This is a genomic window from Nostoc sp. (assembly GCF_036917515.1).
Lineage (GTDB): Bacteria > Cyanobacteriota > Cyanobacteriia > Cyanobacteriales > Nostocaceae > Nostoc.
Window position 1 is genome coordinate 33339 of sequence record NZ_JBALDE010000015.1, and the last position, 19563, is coordinate 52901.

Genomic DNA, 19563 nt, shown 5'->3' on the forward strand with positions numbered 1-19563 from the left:
CTCCACCCCAGGCAGCCGCATCATGTCAATAAACAAAGCATATTCTCAATAAAGTCAATACCTTATTGGTTGGAGATTTTTAAAATATAAAGCCGAATCACTGATTTTTCTGAAGAGTAGTTGCAGGCTATTAAATGTCTGATGCCTCAATAAAGCAGGTGATAAAAGATTATCTATATTGATATGGATGCCTTTTATGCATTAGTAGAGCAGCGAAACAATCCTAGTTACTGAGCCAAACCGTTAGTAGTCGATGGTAGCCCCAATCAAACAGGTGTGCTTACAGCAGCTAGTTACGAAGCCAGAAAATTTGGTATTCACTCTGGAATGCCTTCAAGAACAGCGATCGCAAAATGTCCTTGGCTTATCTTTATCAGACTGAGATTCGATGTATACAGGGAAATTTCTACCTAAATCCACGCTTCCTTATATGATGGCACTTTCAAAATTTTTAGTTATTTTTGCATAAAACACAAGACTTTAGCTGAAGAATGTTACATACCAAACTTAGTATATGTAAAACACAGACAAGATTTTAAAAATCCCTTATTTAATCTCCTTTTTCAAGCAATGCCCTGGCACAAGTCCAGGGCAGTTTTTATTGCACGCAATAAAAATCAGATATTATCCGTAAATCTAGCGATTATTAATTTTTGCCATTGGTCAGAATATGAATAGCTGCTCCTGCGACTGCACCATCGACTGCATCCCCCAGGGTATCTTTGCGACCACGAGTCACAGCACCTGTAACTGTGCTGGCTGCTGCCCCGACTCCAACATCTTGGCCTAAATTTCGATGCTTTCTATGATACCTAGACCTCGTACCATTGACAGCATTAACAGCTGCCCCAGCAGCAGCTCCTTTTACGGCATTATTCAGTAACGAACCACGTCTCCTTACTGTCCCAGATAATACTCCTGCACCTGCTCCAATACCCACATCTCGCAGGATGTGTTCATCCGCAGATGCTTGCCCTGCCGGAACTAAGCTGACACTGACTAAGCTTACAGCCATCATGCTGGAAATCAATGCACCTGAAATAATTCGGTTCATACTAACACCTTCACCTTTTTAAAACTGAAAACCAATCAAATAATTATAAACAAGCATTATCCTTCACCTACTTATAGCAATAGTTTCAGATTATCAAGCCTTATATTCCACTATCGTTGATAGTTTATTAAGTGGCACATCAAGTGAGAATAAATTATTCAACAAAGAATCACATAAAAAACCCCTAGTATAAATGCTAGGGGTGATAAATAATACCATTTCACTTGATGTTTGTCTGAGATGACCCTGTTTGTGTCTCTGCTCTACGACGCAAGAGGCTAGAGTGTTTCTCAAATATTACAGTAAAAAGCGATCAGGTATAAAATTAGCCAACATTTGCCAAGAGCAATTCTCGTTTTTCTGATTTTTGTACTCTCACTTGAGAGTCATCATCAACATCAATAAGGGCTGTATCTCCATCTGTAATTTCACCAGACAGCATTGCCTCGGCAAGAGAATCTTCTAGGAGGCGCATAATTGCCCGACGTAATGGCCTAGCGCCGTAGCTGGGGTTATAACCTTCTTGTACCACAAGCTCTTTGAAGCGATCACTAACTTCTAAGATAATTCCCTTTTCTGTCAAGCGGTTAGCAACATCGCGGAGCATAATTTCAGCGATTTGCTTAACTTCATCCTTGGAAAGCTGGGTGAAGACGATAATCTCATCAAGACGGTTGAGGAACTCAGGACGGAAGTAAGCTTTCAATTCCTCATTTACCAAGGTGCGGATGCGGTTATAACTAGCGTCGGCTTGAGTATCGAAGTCAAAGCCTAAACCACTACCACCTTTTTCAATCACCTTGGAACCGATGTTTGAAGTCAAAATGATCAGCGTGTTCTTGAAGTCCACTTTCCGGCCTTTGGAATCAGTAAGTTGACCGTCATCCAAAAGTTGTAGCAGCATATTGAATACATCGGGGTGTGCTTTTTCGATTTCGTCGAATAGCAGCACTGTGTAAGGTTTCCGGCGCACAGCTTCTGTAAGTTGTCCACCTTCGTCGTATCCGACATAACCAGGAGGTGAACCAATCAGCTTGGCGACGGTGTGGCTTTCCATGTATTCAGACATATCTAGCCGAATCATCGAGTCTTCCGAACCGAAGAAGTAGGCAGCTAGTGCCTTCGCCAATTCTGTTTTACCAACGCCAGTCGGTCCAGAGAAGATAAAGCTAGCAATGGGACGATTGGGATTTTTTAATCCAACACGAGCGCGACGGATACCGCGAGATACAGCCGAGACTGCTTGCTCTTGACCGATGAGCCGTTGGTGCAGAGTGTCTTCTAGGTGCAGGAGCAACTCTGACTCAGATTCAGTTAGCTTGTTGACTGGTACGCCAGTCCAAGAGGCAACGATTTGGGCGATGTCTTCTTCGTCAACTACAGTCGAGTTGACAGGTTGATCGTTTTGCGTAGACGTTGCTTGCAGTTGTTCTGCAAGTTTTAACTCTTGGTCGCGCAGTTGTGTAGCTTTGTCAAAATCTTGGACTCTGACTGCTGCTTCTTTTTCTTTAGTAACGCCAGCGAGTTCGCGCTTGAGTTCTTTATTCGGAGAACTTTGGGAGTTCCGCAGACGAACGCGAGAACCAGCTTCATCAATCAAATCTATTGCCTTATCTGGCAAGAAGCGATCACTAATATAGCGGTCTGATAATTGTGCTGCTGCAACAAGTGCCGCATCCAAAATTGTGACTTTGTGGTGTTGTTCATAAGCGCCGCGCAAGCCGTAAAGAATTTGTACGGTTTCCTCAACTGAGGGTTCACCGACCATAATCGGTTGGAAACGACGCTCTAGGGCGGCATCACGCTCGATATGCTTACGATACTCATCAAGGGTAGTTGCACCGATGCACTGGAGTTCACCTCGTGCTAAGGCAGGTTTAAGAATGTTGGCTGCATCCAAGCCACCTTCTGTTCCACCAGCGCCAACTAGGGTGTGAATCTCATCAATCACCAAGATGATATTGCCCACAGTGCGGACTTCTTCCACAACTTTTTTGATACGTTCTTCAAAATCGCCACGGAAGCGAGTTCCAGCTACCAATGACCCCATATCGAGACTGACAACTTGTTTGTCTTGCAAACTTTCGGGAACATCCTGGTTGACAATCCGTTGAGCTAGACCTTCGGCAATCGCGGTTTTGCCAACTCCTGGTTCCCCAATCAACACTGGGTTATTCTTAGTGCGGCGACCGAGAATTTGGATCGCCCGCTCAATTTCCTGCTGGCGACCAACTACGGGGTCAAGTCTACCTTCTTGGGCTAATCTGGTCAAATTTCTGCCAAACTCTTCCATTGTTAGCGGTTGGGTGCGCTTTTGACTACCACTACCAGCAAAAGCTGGTGCATTTTCACCCAAACGGCGAACTATGGCACTACGGACACTCTTGAAGTCAACCCCTAGATTTTGCAGTACTTTGGCGGCGACACCTTCACCAGCCTCGGTTAATCCTAAGAGTAAGTGTTCAGTGTTAATGTAATTCTGTCCCAAACTATGAGCTTCTTTAAACGATTGCTCGAAGAGGCTTTTCACCTTCGGAGTAAAAGGAATTTCTGGTGGTACAAAGCCAGAACCCCTACCAATAATTTTTTCTACCTCGCGACGTGCGTCTTTGAGGGTAACGCCTAACTCGGCCAGCACTTTAGCAGCAACCCCAGTTCCTTCTCCCATCAAACCCAGGAGAATTTGTTCAGTTCCTACGAAATTGTGTCCCAGGCGACGTGCTTCCTCCTGAGCTAACATAATTACTCTAATGGCTTCGGAAGTGAAGTGTTCAAACATAATGGGTTCTTGCTCCCTCGCTGCTTGGACTTTGGGTGAAATAAAATTCACCCTCATCTAAAGTTTTTTGTATTTTCTTAAGAACAATGTAACTTTATTTAAAGTTAAGTGGCAGTGGTGAGAGCCGTAAGACATCAGGTGTACTTGCCGTCTACTAGGAGTGACGCGATTAATTACGTCTGTACAAGAGTTGCAAAGTTGACAGTTAAGCTTTCGGTATTTGACAATTTTCTTTTGTCTGTTTTGTTTTGCACTGTCAGCTAAACTTAAAATTCAGGACTTAGCACTCTAAACTCAGGACTGACAATGACTGAAGCAACGGCCGGTAAAGACCAACAACATCCACTTTATAACCGCGATCGCCCCCTTATTGATATTTTACTCGCTCAAGAGGCGACAGACTATAACTTAGCAGAATTGGCTAGACTACGAATGCGCTATCAAGGGTTTCCAGGGGCGAGAGACATCCAAAAAGACCTAGATAAAGTCTTGCAACAGTGGGGTTTGACCGAAGCTGAGCTTTTTGAGAAAACTCGTCAAATTCATGATTTGGGTGGAATTTACAAAAGCCGTGGCAAGAAAGATGAACAGGATTGGAATTAGTTATGGGGAATAGGGCATTGGGTATTGGGTTCTTTTGCATTCCTAATTCCTGACTCAGCCCTGGAATGGCGATCGCTAATTCTGCGCCTTTGCCTAATTCAGATTTTACTGTGAGTTGTCTACAATCTATCGGAAAGTGGCTAATCCTAAAATAGTACCTTTACTTACTGGTTTAGTAATAAATAAATAACCAAATAGTTTTTGTAATCTTAAAATAAATCTTGCGATCGCTATTTTGTTTCCAGAAATTTACTTAGTTCTGCAAGGTTTGAACTTGCTGCAAAATCCCAAGTAAATTTTGGATATGATGCCCAATTTTATGAGCAATCACGTATGCTTGAGCAAAATCTCTAAGTGCCTGATATTGAGTCTTCAAATCGCGATAAAAACTCAAGTCAATATACACCTTTTGATCGCGCGGACAATAAAACGGTTGAACTGCTGAACGTGCAAATCCACAAGCTGACAAAGCCATGAGAATTTAGGATATCAACACAGGGGAATATCATTATGTCTGCGTTGGACACACACATGTAGTTGAGGCTGTCCCTTGTCACTCACTAACGGAACTTAAACATTTTTGAGAGAGAAACAAGCTTCAAACCCATGCAGGGTAAGGGAAATACACCAAATACTCAAAAAGGGGCTAAACCCAGATATATCAATAAACTAAGCCTAACGATGTCAAAGTCTCTCTGTATATAGATTTAATGCTTTTTTCTGGTTGTTTTTTGTCTAAGTCCCACTAAATAATAACTCTGTATCAGTTAGAGGTCTTTTCGTCTTGGTGTATTCACTTTTTGCTACTTATAATTAGACTTCTTGCATGAATCCTTACCGTCACCCTAAATCCCTCTCCCAAGCTTGGGAGAGGGACTTTAAAATTGACTCCTCTTCTCCCAAAATTGGGAGAAGGGGTTGGGGGATGAGGGCAAGTTTTGCATTCGTGCAAGAGATCTATTAATTATAATAATTATTCCACCTGTATCGCTTGCCCTGCTTGGGCAGCAATAAATGCAGCATTCAAAGAAATGTTACGAATACTGCTACCCGCTACATTTAATATCTGTATAAGAATGGTTATTGTTTAGCAAAATGACTTGTACCGTTGAGGGTGTTCTTGCCTACCTAATGAGCGAGAGAATATATTTTATTACTAAGGATAGTTTTCAGTGGAACCAACTCGTATTTAATATAACAAATACTGAAGAATCAACTTTGTCAGTGATTAATCTTTTCCCTATAACCAAGGAGTAATAATGGTTTTAAGTCAATATCAACGCGCTGTAGGCGTATTTACTCATCGGATAGATGCAGAGCAGGCAATACATGAGTTGAGAGATTCTGGCTTGGCGATGGAGAAAGTATCTGTAGTTGTACAGAATTCAGATCACAATCATGAGATTGCCGATAATGAAATTAAAGAGGACACTGGTGATAAAGCTGATGAAGGTGCAACAGTAGGAGGGCTTTCAGGGGGCGCTGTTGGTGGGTTAACTGGTTTATTAGTGGGTCTTGGGACTTTAGCAATCCCTGGAGTTGGCCCAATAATGCTGGCTGGGGCAGCAGCAACTGCTTTGGTTACAACCCTTGTTGGAGCAAGTATTGGTGCTGCCACTGGGACTTTTGCTGGTGCATTAGTTGGTTGGGGAATGTCGTCAGAACAAGCTAGAGCATATAACGAGCGAGTAGAGGATGGACACTATTTAATAATCGTAGATTGTACATCTTTTGAAATTGCTAAAGTAGAAGAAATACTACGGCGTTGGGGTATTGAAGAGTTTGGCATTTACGAGCATCTCAACAGTGAATATGAAACTACAAATTATCTGACCACAACGACTTCTGCTACTGCCATTCCTAATAAAAGTGGGATGATGTCTAAGTATGGTGTTAGTTGCTTTAATAGCATAGAGAATGCTGAAACGGCAATTAAGGATATGTGTATTGCAGGTTTTTCATTAAACCAGATTTCCTTAATTTGCAAAGACTTTTCTCAATTGGTTGGGTCAACAGGCATTAATTTAAGTGAACGCTTTGACGCTATGAGGTTAGGAATAGCAGATGAGTGGGCACGCTTTTACAATGAGCAAATAGAGCAAGGCAATTACATACTTATCGTTAGTGGGACAGATAATGAGCAAGATATAGCTAGCTCTATTCTGTGCAATTATGGGGTTCAAGAGTGTCAAATTTATGACCCAATGTTAATTCGTTCTTAAAAGCGGGTGCTGTCATTAATGGGAGCAAACTTATTTAAGTTTTGGAAGATAAGCTGTTCCACATTTAACTTACCATAACAGCGTTACCTTTTAACTTAATTCCTGTTTCCTCCATCATGTAGGTAGCTAATTTCGCTGCTGTCCACCTACCAAAATATAAGTGGTATTCCACCTACTAACTAAATTTACTATATTTTCCATCCCCTTTAGGGGAAGTGGTTATGGAAAAAGTTGCCTTCTGTAACCCTTATTAAGCAAGGCTTTGAGATATCCAAATCGACGCCACTTTTAAAATTGTCAACAACCATCAACTAATTATCAATAAGCAATGGGTTTTGCAGCCTGAAAACCTTACTGTGCAAATAATCGACACCAGTCAACAAAATAATGCGGTTTTCAAGGTTATGGCGAATGGTGTCGATGAGCTTCAACATATTTACCTGACAGTAAAATATCTTACTTAAAATTCTCAACAGTTCGGCTTCGCTCAGGGTCAGCAGTGAGCGAAGCTGAAGGGTCAAGCTGTATTGACTCTTTCTCCGTCTCCAGTTGCTGTCGTTGCTTGCTATACTCACGCAGCTGCTTCAAAAGGTTTTCTTGGGATGAGTTCGAGATAGACGGACTGGGACTTGGTTGAAGGTCAGTGTCGGTACTTGCAAAATTAGCCGCTGAGGGATTAATTTCGTTGACTGGTAGCGACTTGTCATTAAACATCGCCTGTTGGTTTGGTGCTGAGGTAAAAATTAGATTCTTTGGTTTACTCACAGCAGCTTTTACCGAGTCTAGAGTAGTAGCAACTTGCACTTGTTGCTGCATCTGTTGTGTAGAAGATACTAAACCACTTAGACCATTTACCAATTGCCGCAGATTTTTACGGAAATTAGGATCGCCTGTCAATTCATCTAAATCAGATGTAATTTTTTGGGTATTTTCAAAGGTGACTCGTGCTGAATCTAAAGTTTGTTGCAACAGCAGCACATTCTTGGGATCTTTTAAGGTTTTAGAAGCATCGCGTAAATTAGCTGAAGCTTGGGCTGCATTTGCTGAAAGCGTTTCTAAATTGTTGAGTAATTCTCCTTTAGTCAATCGATTCACAGATGGTGATAAGCTACTGACTGTAACCCGCAATTGGTTACTGGTTTCGGTGATATTATTCAAAGTACCAACCAGGGCCGAACGATTTGTTGTCAACAGATTATCCAGGTTATTCAGCAATCGATTTGCTTGAGTTGCAGTTGCATCAAATTTGTTTAGTGTTTGATTTGCGGATGCATTAAGTTGATTTGTCGCCCGTTGCACTGAATTAGCCGTGGCAGAAAAGGTATTAAGTTGTAATCGTAAGCTTTTGGTCAAACCTTGTAAATCCTGACTTAGCTGAGTAAAACTAGATGCTGCGCCTGTGGTAGTCTCTAGAACCCTATTGACATTTCGATAAAATTTGGGGTCATTGTATGCACTGGCTAGTTCAGTTGAACTGCGAATTAGATCATCAACACTGATGCCAAGCTGACCTTTTAACCGAGAGCCATTGCAGACGATGAGGCTGGTATCACAATTTTTATCTAGGGGTTTAGCAAGCACAACCCCAGCAGGTAATGTTGCTTTTGGTGTAATGTCGATAATACTTTCGCTGATTAATCCGCTTTGATTAGCTTCCACCACTACATCGCGAGGGATAATTAGGTTAGGTTGGGGAATTTCAATCTCTACATCAATGGCATTTGGCCCTGGTCGAACTTGGAAAATAGTTCCTACCTTAAAGCCACGATAGCGAACTGGTGATCCCTTTTGCATTCCGCCAGCATTAGCAAATTCTACAATAATTTTGTATGAACGACCAGCAGCAGTCAATCTATTTAACCACAAAAAGAGTAATCCAAATACCCCTAGTCCTAGCAGGAGTAATAACCCCACAGAACCTTCTCTAAATGTTCGCCCAGAGGCGAAGCGGCTTGTCATAAGACCTCGCATTGTTTTGCCTCCACCAACAACCAATAACCAATTAGGAGTTAAAAGTTAGGAGTTAGTAACTCTTTACTCCTCATTTTTAAGTTTCTAGCCGGCGACTTTAATCGGGCCTTCAACAGTTCCACTCATAAATTGTCTGATCAAGGGATGTTCTGTGTTGTATATTTCAGTAACTGTACCTTGCCACTGCACTTTACCTTCATAAAGAAATATAAGTCTATCAGATGTACGGCGGATAGTGCTGTCCTGGTGGGTAACAACGGCATAAGTACCACAAACTCCATGTAAACATTGCAAGTTACGGATTAAATCTTCGATTACCGTTGAGGCAATGGGATCGAGTCCGGCTGTTGGCTCGTCGTATAGTAGAACTTCTGGGGCTTCACTGGGAATATCGGGATTAGAGATAATCGCACGGGCAAAACTCACCCGTTTTCGCATTCCCCCGGAAAGTTCGGCTGGGTATTGGTCGCCTACTTCTGGCAAACCTACCATCTCCAATTTTTCTTGTACCAAATCTCGGATGCGCGATCGCGGCAGCTTTGAATTTTCATAAAGTAAAAATCCTACATTCTCGTCCACTGTCAGCGAATCAAATAGTGCCGCCTGCTGAAACACCATACTAATGCCAACCTGCTGACCGTCATCCTCAATCAAACCCTCTCGCCGCACTCCTTTGACATAAATTTCTCCTTCATCGGGATTAGTTAACCCTGCTATTACTCGTAAGATAGTTGATTTCCCAGTCCCTGATGGCCCAATAATCCCCAGTGATTCTCCCCGGTTAATAGTCAAGTCTATATTATCTAGAACTTTATGGTTACCAAAGGACTTAGAAACACCTTTCAGTTCAATCAATGGTTCAGTCATTAGTTATTAGTCATTGGTCATTGGTCATTGGTCATTAGTCAGTAGAAAATAAACAAATGATTACTGAGAACTAACAAAGGACAAATATGCCAAATAGTGATTTCATAGTTATTGGTAGGACATTGTATAGTGTATTATAAATACATAATTAGCATTTTGATTAGCAAACTTTATTTTTTTAGCATAATATTTAGTTATTTGCGATGTTTAACGTCTCAAAATACCCTCAACGCAAGGCTGACCAAGACACCGTAGTAATTAAACATCTCAGTGATGTGAAAATAAGATTTCAGTTTTCTCGAGACGTCAGTAAACTCATTTAATACTATTACTATACTACTTGAATTTATAACTACTTCAGAGAAAAGTTACAGCAAAAAAAATCATTAAGTAAGTTAATACAAGGTGTAACAATCAAATTTAATTTATAAAAATCAAAATATTCAAATTTTTAATTTTTTATATTAACTCAAAAATATATTTTTATAAATGATTAAGATGGCTATAAAAAATTATTTTGCTCTCATCCAAAGTTATTGGAATTAGCATAACTACTAGATCAAGTGAGAGATTAATAGTATTATTTGTCAATCTGATAGTTGGCAAACTTACAAATTATTTACTATTATTGGAATAATAACTGTTAAAAATAAAAATCTAAATTATGAGTAGCCAATTAGAACAGTTTGCAAGTGATAATTCCTCTGGTATTTGTCCTGAAGCACTGGAATACATGATTAGGGCAAATCAAGGTAGTGTTCCAGCTTATGGAAATGATGAATGGACTCAAAAAGCAACAGATTATTTTCGTGAACTCTTTGAAATTGATTGTGAAGTATTTTTTACCTTTAACGGTACAGCTGCAAATTCTTTATCTTTAGCTGCTCTTTGTCAGTCATATCACAGCGTCATTTGCCATGAGACATCTCACATCGAAACAGATGAATGTGGCGCACCTGAATTTGCATCTAATGGCTCAAAACTACTACTTGCTCAAGGCAAAAATGGCAAATTAACATCAGAAGCTATAAAGGCAATTGTCACTAAACGCACTGATATTCATTATCCTAAACCTAAAGTTATTAGCATTACACAATCAACTGAATTAGGAACTTTATATTCTATTGAAGAACTTTTAAGTATTAAAGAAGTTGCAAACAAATATAACTTAAAGATTCACATGGACGGCGCTCGTTTTGCAAATGCAGTTGCTGCTATGAATAAAAGCCCTGCTGAAATTACTTGGAAAACTGGAGTGGATGTATTATGCTTTTGTGGTACTAAGAATGGAATGGCATTAGGTGAAGCCATTCTTTTCTTCAACAAAGCGCTAGCAGAGGATTTTGATTATCGATGCAAGCAAGCAGGCCAGCTAGCTTCAAAAATGCGGTTTATTTCTGCTCCCTGGTTGGGTTTATTAGAAACTGGTGCTTGGCTAAAAAATGCCAGACACGCTAATCAATGTGCTGAATATTTAGAAAATCAACTATTAAACATAGAAGGCGTTGACTTGATGTTTCCTAGAGAAGCAAACGCCGTATTTGTAAAACTACCTGAAGAAGTCATTCACAGCTTAAAAGCAAAGAACTGGCAGTTTTATACATTTATTGGTGTGGGAGGAGTACGTTTTATGTGTTCTTGGAATACTACTCAATCAAGGATTGATGAATTAGTTGGTGATATTAAAAATGCAAAAAAGTAAGTAATTTATACCACTTTTCTAAAACTAAAATTCATTAGTACGATTAAATTTAAGTCAGATGATTTTAATGATTTTACTTTCTGAAGATATTTTTAATTCCGTATTAGCCATCTTCAATGCTTTAACACAGCTTTATATTTTAATAGTTTTCACTCCTAACTCCTCACTTTATTTATATGTCAGAACAACAGTGGATTATAGCAACAACTGAACAACCACCAGAGTGGTTTATCCAAGCAGTAAAACAGTATACACCTGCATCAAGTGGACTATATGCAGCACAGTTATTGTGGCAACGAGGTATTAAAGATCGCCAAAAATTAACAGCTTTTATCAATTATGAAGCTTATCAACCAGCAAGTCCCTTTGAGTTTGGGCAAGAAATGCATCTGGCGATCGCACGCTTGCGACTAGCATATAATACTAAAGAAAAAATTGCCATTTGGGGAGATTTCGATGCCGATGGGATTACCGCTACATCAGTACTTTGGGATGGATTGGGGCAGTTTTTCGCTCAAAATACTCAGTTAATTTACTATATTCCCAATCGCCTGAAAGAATCCCACGGACTTAATAATCAAGGCATTGATAATTTAGCAAAACAAGGTTGCAAATTAATAGTTACTTGCGATACGGGTAGTACAAATATTGAGGAAATTATTTATGCTAAACAGTTAGGCATAGATGTAATAGTTACAGACCATCACACCTTACCACCTGAACGCCCACCCCTCGCAGCGATTATCAATCCCCGTTATTTACTAAAGGAACATCAGTTATTTAATCTTTCTGGGGTGGCGGTAGCTTATAAGTTGGTGGAAGCACTATATCAAAGCCTGCCCAATGTTGCCAAATATCCCTTAGAAGATTTATTAGATTTAGTCGCAGTCGGATTAATTGCCGACTTAGTGCAGTTAAGTGGAGATTGCCGCTACTTGGCACAGATGGGAATTCAACGATTGCAAGAAGATTTTAAACAGCCAGCAGCAGCGCGGCGGCGGCCAGGGGTAGGAAGATTATTAGAATTATGCCAGAAAAGTGGCGATCGCCCCACAGATATTTCTTTTGGTTTGGGCCCAAGAATTAACGCCGTTAGCCGCATCCAAGGTGATGCCTGTTTCTGCGTGGAATTATTAACTAGTCGGGATGTCAAACGTTGTAACGAACTAGCCGAAGTTACAGAACTCGCCAACGCCCGTCGCAAATCTTTACAAAAAGATGTGCAAGCACAAGTGGCGCAAAAACTTACTCAATTAGACTTATCAACCACCAGCGTCATTGTCTTAGAAGATGCCCAATGGCCCACGGGAGTATTGGGCTTAGTCGCCGGACAGATAGCACAAGAAACAGGTCGCCCGACGATTTTGTTGAGTACAGAAGGAGCAGAGGAGCAGGGGAGCAATTTTTCTTCTTTGCTTGCAAGGGGTTCCGCCCGTTCGGTGAATTCTGTCGATTTATATCAATTGGTGAAAGACCAAGCACATTTATTACATCGCTTTGGGGGACATCCCTTTGCAGCGGGTTTAAGTTTGTTGGTGGAGAACATTCCTTTATTTACAGTGGCGATTAATCAGCAGTTGCGGCAATCTTTAGGTAGTACAACTCTAACGCCAACCGTGCAAGCAGACTTGACAGTAACAGTTGCAGACTTGGGGAAAGAGTTATTTTTGGAACTGAAACTGCTAGAACCTTGTGGAATGGGTAATCCTGTTCCAAAATTGCTAATTCAAAACTGTTGGTTTGAAAATTCTTGGCATCGCAATCAGCAGGATTGGCAAGGGAAAAAGGTACAGTACATTAAAACTGAGTTTGATACTCGGGATGATTCCACCAGAAGTGCTTTTCCTGGCTTATGGTGGGGACACTATAAAGATGAATTGCCCATAGGAAGATGTGATTGCATAGCAGAATTAGACTACAACACCTTCAAAAAACGTTATGAGATTAGATTAATTGCCGTGCGTTCTTCTGTTAACTCAGCACTTAACACTCAGCAGTGGCTCAACGCCCCGCTATCGCTAACACCATTTATTCTAGACTTAAGGAATCAGGAACACTCAGCACCCAGCACTCAGCCTTCAGCACTAATTATTGAAGATTGTCCCACGAATTGGGATGATTTACGCATGTGGTTGCGGCGATGTTTGGCGACAAGCCGCTCTAAGTCTGGGCTTGACAATCAGCAACAATTAGCGCTCGCATGGTCTAAACCTCAGCACCAACCACCCAATCAAATTTGGCTGACGCTTGTTGGAATTGCTAAATATCTCAGTCGCACAAATCAACTAGTTACCCGTGGACAACTTTTAGAGAAAATCGGCATCAGCGACCAAACCTTACTTGTCGGAATCAAAGCTTTAAAATACTTAGGGTTCACAGTTCAACGACAAGACCGTTCTTTACAAATTACCTGGCATCCAAGCGATAGTGCCGAAAACCTTGCTGATGAAGCAGTTGCAAGATTTTTAGCTGCTGTCCGAGAAGAACAATTTCAGCAACAGTATTTTGCGGAAGTTCCTTTATCTACGATTGTGGCGATCGCCAGCTACGACAGTAAATAATTTACAGGGTTTATGGCGTTCGCTACACCAACAAAATAGGGATTTTCAACCAAGTCCCATTTTATGTAGTGCGATCGCGATCGCACTAAATGACAGCAGTTTGCAAGTATAGAAATTACTTAGCTGATCCCTGAAGTTACAGAGCTGTCCCAGAAGGCTGTTGCACCCTATTGTTGATAGTTTTTGTTTCTACAAAAGCTTCTCGACCTGTAATCAATCTAGAGCGACGATTACGAGTGATATAATTCCACCCCCACTGAATTGCTACTACTATTTTAGTGTCAAACTCGATTAAGAAATAGATGTGAATTACTAGCCAAAAGGCCCAAGCAATGAAACCTTTGAGTTTGATTAAGCCTAAATCTACAACAGCTAAATTTTGCCCAATCATCGCCAAAGTACCCACGTCATTGTAACGAAATTGTGGTAATGTCTCACCTTGAAGCCTGCGTTTAATGAGTTTAGCTACATACTCTCCTTGTTGTTTGGCTACAGGTGCAACACCAGGTAAGGGTTTACCATTTTGATGGGAAAAGTTACCTAAATCTCCCACTACAAAAATGTTTTTATAACCCTTGATAGACAAGTCTGGTTCTACAATCACCCGTCCGTCGCGATCGCACTCTACACCTGTGCTTTTTGCTAGGGCTTTCCCCATAGGCGAACCTTGAACACCGGCTGCCCACAATATAGTTTTTGCGGTAATTTCTGTTAATTCATCGCCTTGCTTGAAAGTAACGATGTTATTTTCAATATTTGTGACTCTGGTGTTAGTGTAGACAGCCACACCCAACTTTTGCAAAGATTCTGCTCCTACTTTCGATAACTCTGGCGCAATGTGTGGCAGGATGCGATCGCCCCCTTGCAATAGTAAAATTCTCGCTTCTGAGGTGTTGATGCTGCGGAAATCTTCTGTGAGAGTTTGGTATGCCAATTCCGCGATCGCCCCCGATAATTCTACACCGGTGGGGCCACCTCCCACAATCACAAAAGTCAACAAAGCACGGCGAATTTCTGGATCGGTTTCTTTTTCTGCCGCTTCAAATGCCGAAAATATCTGACGACGCATTTCTATGGCATCTTCAACAGTTTTCAAGCCAGGAGCAAATTCTTTCCAGTTATCTTTACCAAAATAGGAATGGTTAGCACCTGTGGCGACAATTAATGTATCATAAGGTACTACTTCATCACCCAGAATAACTTCTTGCGCTTTTGGATCGATATCATTTACTTCTCCTAACAACACTTTTGTATTCTTGCTTTTGCTGAATACAGATCGCAATGGTGCAGAAATATCAGCAGGTGATAGCGTACCTGTGGCAACTTGATATAAAAGCGGCTGAAATAGGTGAAAGTTACGTTTATCAATGAGAGTCACATTTACATTTGCTGTCTTCAAAGCTTTTGCTGTATACAGTCCACCAAAGCCGCCACCAACGATAACAACCCGATGTGGTGCATTCTTTTCAAGTGAGACTACCATAATCAATATTTCCTTGTGTTAAGAAGTTGTAACTATTCTTAACAAAGATGTAACAGCATTATGATGATGGTTGCTGTTTATTTAGAACAGTTGAAAAAATGATGAAAGTAATCAAAGTTAGTCTTTATATCCTCAAGTCGGCTCTATGCCAATTATGTTCTTGTCAGGTCGCTGGGTGTACAAAAGTATGTGAATCCCTGCACCACCAGCTTTTGCAAGCAACTTCATCAGCGCAGTCTCAATGCGATCGTAAAAGCTATCTATCCTGGTCATCAAGGTGGCGGAATTATAGGAACCATATTGTTAGGAATCATCGGTGCTTTTGTTGGCGGTAATTTAGGTGTATTTTTCAGTACACGAACCTTAACCCTAACCGCTACTAGTTTTACTATTCCGGGTATTGCAGTAGCCGTACTTGGTGCAATTGTCGCAGTTTTCTTGTAGAACTTGTTAACCAACCACAGCACTGTATAAAAAATTGTGGTGAATCAAAGAGATAGATTTAGCACATTCATTTAACTGTTTTTAACTGTGAATTAAATTAAAAAATAACGTCACCAGAAAATTACAGGTAGGCGTTATTTTTTTGATTATTTTGCAATCAAATAGTCAAACTTAGCATTAATAAGGGGTATTGTGGCTTAAAAGGGGTTTGAAAAATCCATTAGGTAGTAAGAAAAGCCCTCAGTTTCAGCATAGGTATTGCTAAAAATTATATAGGAAGACTAGCGATCGCTAAATGCAAACTTATCTTAACAAGTCTTAATTAGCTCTAAGAATTCCTATACCAGCTTCTCTTTCAATATAATCTGCTAAGTTGATAAAATCTTCACGCGGGTAACATCTTCCGCCAACTAGATCAAAGGCTAATCTACTGGCAGGATTTTCTGGATTTTCGAGTATATGTATACCCCAGTAGTAAAGTAAGTCGCTACTCCGAATACAAACTTCTTCTGGATCTATACAATGAAATTTTTTATCTATTTTACTAGTTTCTTTATAAGCATTAGAATAAACTTCTTTTATCAGCCTTAAGCGCTTAATACCAGGGTCTTTAAAGTTATTAACTAATACAAATAAATGAGCTAACTTATTGATTTCACGTATTTCTTTAACTGTATTTTGAATAACCTTACCGTGCTTACTTATTCCCAATGGATTGAAGGTTGTTGGGATAATACAATAATCTAATCGCTTAACTAGGTCTGAGGGATTACGCTCTAATGCTGGTGAGCAATCGCAAATTACTATTTGACAGTCACGGGCAGCATCTTCATTCCAATCATTTCCATCAAATACTTGAATAGTTGTACCTACCCCTTTAGGATTGGGAACAAAAACCCCATCACCTACTAATTTTTGCAGATTTTGTTCTGGGTCTAAATCCACCAGTGCTACATTAAATCCTTGCAGTGCTAATGCTCCTGCTAAATGACCTGCTACAGTTGTTTTTCCTACTCCGCCTTTACAGGTAAAAACTCCAAAGTAAACTTTTTTTGGCGTAGTTCCTCTGGAACATTCAGGATTCCCTCTGCCCCCAATGACGTCATCACCATCAATCCCAACCAGCTTATTTTCATGGGCAATCCCACAGCGAATTTTAGTATCTTTACCCCAGGTTCTCATTAATGCCAATGCTGGGCCGCCAAATCCTTTTGTAGTTATGAACCAACCAAAATTAAATTTTTTGCCTTCATCAGAATCTAAAAAGTCAGCAAACTTTAAAAGCTGTGGTGCTGTGACATTACTTCTTAGCCATTTTACCTGAACAACACCAACTAGGTTTCCTTTTTTAACTACTAAATCATAGCCAGGTTGATTGGTCTTTGCGGTTTCAACTGTCCAATCTGCTTTATGGAGCAATTTTGCTACGTGCTGCTCAAAGTGGGTAAAATCCTGGATAAATTGTGGCTCTAATAATGACGACATAAACAGCTTTAAATGTTTTGGTTCAACGTGGTAGTATGTAATACAATATACTTTACCCAAATAAACTGACATAATTAACAGCAAAGTTACGTCTGATTTTAACTAAGTATAAATACACTAAAATATACAGCTTTCATAAAATTTTCAATAAGTTGCTCTGGTCGCTACACACAAACCAACAATGTTCAGTTAAGCTGTAAACGCTATGATTGAGCTTTATTAAACGTTTTATGCATTGGTTGTTATCTGGACCGTTGAGTATAGAGAAATTGACGGTTAACATTGCAGGGTTGCCTGCATCGTTACAAGGTAAAAAGCTGGTGCAGTTGTCAGATTTTCACTATGATGGTTTGCGGCTGTCGGAAGAGATGTTAGAAAAAGCGATCGCAGTTACTAACGAAGCTGAACCAGATTTAATTTTATTAACTGGTGACTACGTAACTGACGAACCGACGCCAATTCACCAACTGGTACTTCGACTCAAAAATCTGCAAAGTCGCAGTGGTATCTATGCTATTCTTGGCAATCACGATATTTATTATAAACAGGCAAAAGCCGAAGTTACAGAAGCCCTTACTAGTATTGGAATTCACGTCCTTTGGAATGAAATTGCCTATCCATTAGGAAAAGAATTACCACTCGTTGGACTTGCTGATTATTGGTCACGGGAATTCCACCCTGCACCAGTTATGAACCAGCTAAACTCTGACACACCCTGCATCGTTTTATCTCATAACCCAGATACTGCCGAGATATTACAAGCATGGCGAGTTGATTTACAATTATCTGGTCATACTCACGGTGGTCAAATCGTGATTCCCGGAATTGGTCCTGCGGCGTTGTTGTACGAAAAGCTTGTAAAAAAAATACCCAGAAAAGTGCGGCGTCGATTCCCATTTTTACAAGTAAATGTTTCTGTAGTCAAGCATTGGGAATGGGTGCAGGGTTTGCATCGGCTAGGTAAAAACCAGCTATATATCAATCGTGGTTTGGGAACTTACCTCCCAGGACGCTTATTTTGCCGCCCAGAAGTTACTATAATCACTTTACAAGATGAGTAGGTAATTCCAAATTCAAAATAAAAGAACGCAATCACAGCAGGTATTTTGGTTAATGAGTGTTTGCAAACTCAGTCATAACCTACTTACTTTCATCGGATAATTTAAAATCAATGAATTAATTTGTATCTGGAGTAGATGACATAAATTATTGCATTTTATCAAGTTACATTTTGATTTTTGGTAAGCTGTAAGCGCTGGTATGAGGAGTATCGGTTGACTTATGCATTGGTTATTTACAGGACATTTAAGAGTAGATAAAATAACGGTTAAGATTGCGGAACTTCCTGCATCTTTACAAGGTACAACGTTAGTACAGTTGTCAGATTTTCACTATGATGGTTTGCGACTGTCGGAAGAGATGTTAGAAAAAGCGATCGCACTTACTAATGAAGCTGAACCAGATTTAATTCTACTAACTGGTGACTACGTAACTGACGATCCCACACCAATCCATCAATTGGTGCTTCGACTCAAACATCTGCAAAGTCGCTGTGGTATCTACGCCGTACTTGGGAACCACGATATCTATTACAGTCACTCCAAAGCAGAAGTTACACAAGCGTTAACCAGCATTGGGGTTCACGTACTTTGGAATGAAATCGCCTATCCACTAGGAAAAGAATTACCACTGGTAGGACTAGCTGATTATTGGTCACAGGAATTTTACCCCGCACCAGTCATCAATCAACTAGACTCGCTTACACCGCGCATCGTTTTATCTCATAACCCAGATACAGCCAAGATATTGCAACAATGGCGCGTAGATTTGCAACTATCTGGTCATACCCACGGTGGTCACATCGTTATTCCGGGCATTGGCCCTGTAGTACTTTATTATAAAAAGCTCCTCAAACAAATTCCCAAAAAATTGCGGCGTTGGGTAATATTTTTCTTAGGAGACTGCTCGAAAGTAGTCCGATATTGGCAGTGGGCACAAGGGTTTCACAAGATAGAAGAAAATCAACTATATGTTAATCGTGGTTTAGGAACTTATAAACCAGGACGTTTATTTTGTCCACCTGAAGTGACTGTAATTACTTTAATTCGTCATTAGTCATTGGTCATTGGTCTAAATAACTGACATAGACGCGCCAGCGGCTTCCCGCAGGGTAGGACAAAGGACAAATGACAGCCTTCACTAGTCAAAGTGCAATTTAAATACATAAACTCAAAGCAGAAACCGCCTGAAGCTACGATAGATAAATCTCAATAGCTTGGGGCGGTTCCTTGAAGATTGAAGAATTCAGAAATAACTAACTTAATATTTGGTGGACAGTATTCGCGATCGCTTTACTCAGAATTGCACATCCTTATATTCCAACTAGGCAGGC

At 40.4% G+C, this 19563-nt stretch carries 16 protein-coding genes; 9 read left to right on the forward strand and 7 right to left on the reverse strand.

Annotated elements, in window-relative coordinates; all coding sequences use genetic code 11:
- Nucleotides 1-276 precede the first annotated feature (276 nt).
- Nucleotides 277-414 (forward strand): Y-family DNA polymerase, encoded by a 138-nt coding sequence (locus V7K89_RS01265; protein ID WP_335183937.1) that lies wholly within the window; start codon nt 277-279, stop codon nt 412-414.
- Nucleotides 415-646: 232 nt separating this feature from the next.
- Here the strand turns inward: V7K89_RS01265 and V7K89_RS01270 are convergent, their stop codons facing one another.
- Both V7K89_RS01270 and V7K89_RS01275 read right to left on the reverse strand, forming a co-directional pair.
- The gene (locus tag V7K89_RS01270) at nt 647-1054 is read right to left on the reverse strand and encodes a hypothetical protein (protein ID WP_335183938.1); all 408 of its coding nucleotides are present in this window, start codon (nt 1052-1054) and stop codon (nt 647-649) included.
- Nucleotides 1055-1379: 325 nt separating this feature from the next.
- A complete protein-coding gene (locus tag V7K89_RS01275; RefSeq protein ID WP_335183970.1) occupies nt 1380-3833 on the reverse strand; it encodes an ATP-dependent Clp protease ATP-binding subunit in 2454 nt (817 codons plus the stop codon).
- 306 nt (nt 3834-4139) lie between these two features.
- On the opposite strand from V7K89_RS01275, the gene V7K89_RS01280 reads away from it, so the two are divergent.
- Nucleotides 4140-4436 (forward strand): DUF3288 family protein, encoded by a 297-nt coding sequence (locus V7K89_RS01280; protein WP_094353136.1) that lies wholly within the window; start codon nt 4140-4142, stop codon nt 4434-4436.
- A 253-nt stretch (nt 4437-4689) separates the two neighbouring features.
- Here V7K89_RS01280 and V7K89_RS01285 read toward each other — a convergent pair whose 3' ends face one another.
- Nucleotides 4690-4911: a neutral zinc metallopeptidase gene (locus V7K89_RS01285; RefSeq protein WP_335183939.1), complete on the reverse strand. Its 222-nt coding sequence runs from the start codon at nt 4909-4911 to the stop codon at nt 4690-4692.
- Nucleotides 4912-5695: 784 nt separating this feature from the next.
- Between V7K89_RS01285 and V7K89_RS01290 the strand changes: the two genes are divergently transcribed.
- Nucleotides 5696-6658 carry a hypothetical protein gene (locus tag V7K89_RS01290; protein ID WP_335183940.1) on the forward strand — a complete coding sequence of 321 codons (963 nt, stop codon included), beginning with the start codon at nt 5696-5698 and terminating at the stop codon, nt 6656-6658.
- A 456-nt stretch (nt 6659-7114) separates the two neighbouring features.
- Here the strand turns inward: V7K89_RS01290 and V7K89_RS01295 are convergent, their stop codons facing one another.
- Both V7K89_RS01295 and V7K89_RS01300 read right to left on the reverse strand, forming a co-directional pair.
- Nucleotides 7115-8629: an MlaD family protein gene (locus V7K89_RS01295; protein ID WP_335183941.1), complete on the reverse strand. Its 1515-nt coding sequence runs from the start codon at nt 8627-8629 to the stop codon at nt 7115-7117.
- An 84-nt stretch (nt 8630-8713) separates the two neighbouring features.
- The gene (locus tag V7K89_RS01300) at nt 8714-9496 is read right to left on the reverse strand and encodes an ABC transporter ATP-binding protein (RefSeq protein WP_335183942.1); all 783 of its coding nucleotides are present in this window, start codon (nt 9494-9496) and stop codon (nt 8714-8716) included.
- 664 nt (nt 9497-10160) lie between these two features.
- On the opposite strand from V7K89_RS01300, the gene V7K89_RS01305 reads away from it, so the two are divergent.
- From V7K89_RS01305 to V7K89_RS01315, 3 genes are all read left to right on the forward strand, one after another.
- On the forward strand, nt 10161-11198 hold the full coding sequence (locus V7K89_RS01305) for a threonine aldolase family protein (protein WP_335183943.1): 1038 nt from the start codon (nt 10161-10163) through the stop codon (nt 11196-11198).
- 176 nt (nt 11199-11374) lie between these two features.
- The gene (gene recJ / locus V7K89_RS01310) at nt 11375-13759 is read left to right on the forward strand and encodes a single-stranded-DNA-specific exonuclease RecJ (protein WP_335183944.1); all 2385 of its coding nucleotides are present in this window, start codon (nt 11375-11377) and stop codon (nt 13757-13759) included.
- Nucleotides 13704-13871 (forward strand): hypothetical protein, encoded by a 168-nt coding sequence (locus tag V7K89_RS01315; protein WP_335183945.1) that lies wholly within the window; start codon nt 13704-13706, stop codon nt 13869-13871. The genes recJ and V7K89_RS01315 overlap by 56 nt, the downstream gene beginning before the upstream one ends.
- Before the next feature lie 24 nt (nt 13872-13895).
- Here the strand turns inward: V7K89_RS01315 and V7K89_RS01320 are convergent, their stop codons facing one another.
- Entirely contained in the window at nt 13896-15242 is a 1347-nt protein-coding gene (locus V7K89_RS01320; protein WP_335183946.1) for an NAD(P)/FAD-dependent oxidoreductase, read from the reverse strand.
- Nucleotides 15243-15431: 189 nt separating this feature from the next.
- Here V7K89_RS01320 and V7K89_RS01325 point away from each other — a divergent pair, with 189 nt between their 5' ends.
- Nucleotides 15432-15686 carry a GlsB/YeaQ/YmgE family stress response membrane protein gene (locus tag V7K89_RS01325; RefSeq protein WP_335183947.1) on the forward strand — a complete coding sequence of 85 codons (255 nt, stop codon included), beginning with the start codon at nt 15432-15434 and terminating at the stop codon, nt 15684-15686.
- Between the two features lie 318 nt (nt 15687-16004).
- On the opposite strand, the gene V7K89_RS01330 is transcribed toward V7K89_RS01325, so the two are convergent.
- The gene (locus V7K89_RS01330) at nt 16005-17243 is read right to left on the reverse strand and encodes a nucleotide-binding protein (RefSeq protein ID WP_335183948.1); all 1239 of its coding nucleotides are present in this window, start codon (nt 17241-17243) and stop codon (nt 16005-16007) included.
- A gap of 158 nt (nt 17244-17401) precedes the next feature.
- On the opposite strand from V7K89_RS01330, the gene V7K89_RS01335 reads away from it, so the two are divergent.
- Nucleotides 17402-18232 (forward strand): metallophosphoesterase, encoded by an 831-nt coding sequence (locus V7K89_RS01335; RefSeq protein WP_335183949.1) that lies wholly within the window; start codon nt 17402-17404, stop codon nt 18230-18232.
- A 220-nt stretch (nt 18233-18452) separates the two neighbouring features.
- Complete coding sequence (locus V7K89_RS01340) at nt 18453-19286, forward strand: metallophosphoesterase (RefSeq protein WP_335183951.1); 834 nt, start codon at nt 18453-18455, stop codon at nt 19284-19286.
- Nucleotides 19287-19563: the final 277 nt, after the last annotated feature.

What these genes read in the sequence shown, in the direction of transcription:
- V7K89_RS01320 (WP_335183946.1), bottom strand. Translation starts at nt 15,242, where the DNA reads ATGGTAGTCTCACTTGAAAAGAATGCACCACATCGGGTTGTTATCGTT.
- V7K89_RS01340 (WP_335183951.1), top strand. Translation starts at nt 18,453, where the DNA reads ATGCATTGGTTATTTACAGGACATTTAAGAGTAGATAAAATAACGGTT.
- V7K89_RS01270 (WP_335183938.1), bottom strand. Translation starts at nt 1,054, where the DNA reads ATGAACCGAATTATTTCAGGTGCATTGATTTCCAGCATGATGGCTGTA.
- V7K89_RS01335 (WP_335183949.1), top strand. Translation starts at nt 17,402, where the DNA reads ATGCATTGGTTGTTATCTGGACCGTTGAGTATAGAGAAATTGACGGTT.
- V7K89_RS01285 (WP_335183939.1), bottom strand. Translation starts at nt 4,911, where the DNA reads ATGGCTTTGTCAGCTTGTGGATTTGCACGTTCAGCAGTTCAACCGTTT.
- V7K89_RS01275 (WP_335183970.1), bottom strand. Translation starts at nt 3,833, where the DNA reads ATGTTTGAACACTTCACTTCCGAAGCCATTAGAGTAATTATGTTAGCT.
- V7K89_RS01295 (WP_335183941.1), bottom strand. Translation starts at nt 8,629, where the DNA reads ATGCGAGGTCTTATGACAAGCCGCTTCGCCTCTGGGCGAACATTTAGA.
- V7K89_RS01280 (WP_094353136.1), top strand. Translation starts at nt 4,140, where the DNA reads ATGACTGAAGCAACGGCCGGTAAAGACCAACAACATCCACTTTATAAC.
- V7K89_RS01305 (WP_335183943.1), top strand. Translation starts at nt 10,161, where the DNA reads ATGAGTAGCCAATTAGAACAGTTTGCAAGTGATAATTCCTCTGGTATT.
- recJ (WP_335183944.1), top strand. Translation starts at nt 11,375, where the DNA reads ATGTCAGAACAACAGTGGATTATAGCAACAACTGAACAACCACCAGAG.
- V7K89_RS01330 (WP_335183948.1), bottom strand. Translation starts at nt 17,243, where the DNA reads ATGTCAGTTTATTTGGGTAAAGTATATTGTATTACATACTACCACGTT.
- V7K89_RS01300 (WP_335183942.1), bottom strand. Translation starts at nt 9,496, where the DNA reads ATGACTGAACCATTGATTGAACTGAAAGGTGTTTCTAAGTCCTTTGGT.
- V7K89_RS01290 (WP_335183940.1), top strand. Translation starts at nt 5,696, where the DNA reads ATGGTTTTAAGTCAATATCAACGCGCTGTAGGCGTATTTACTCATCGG.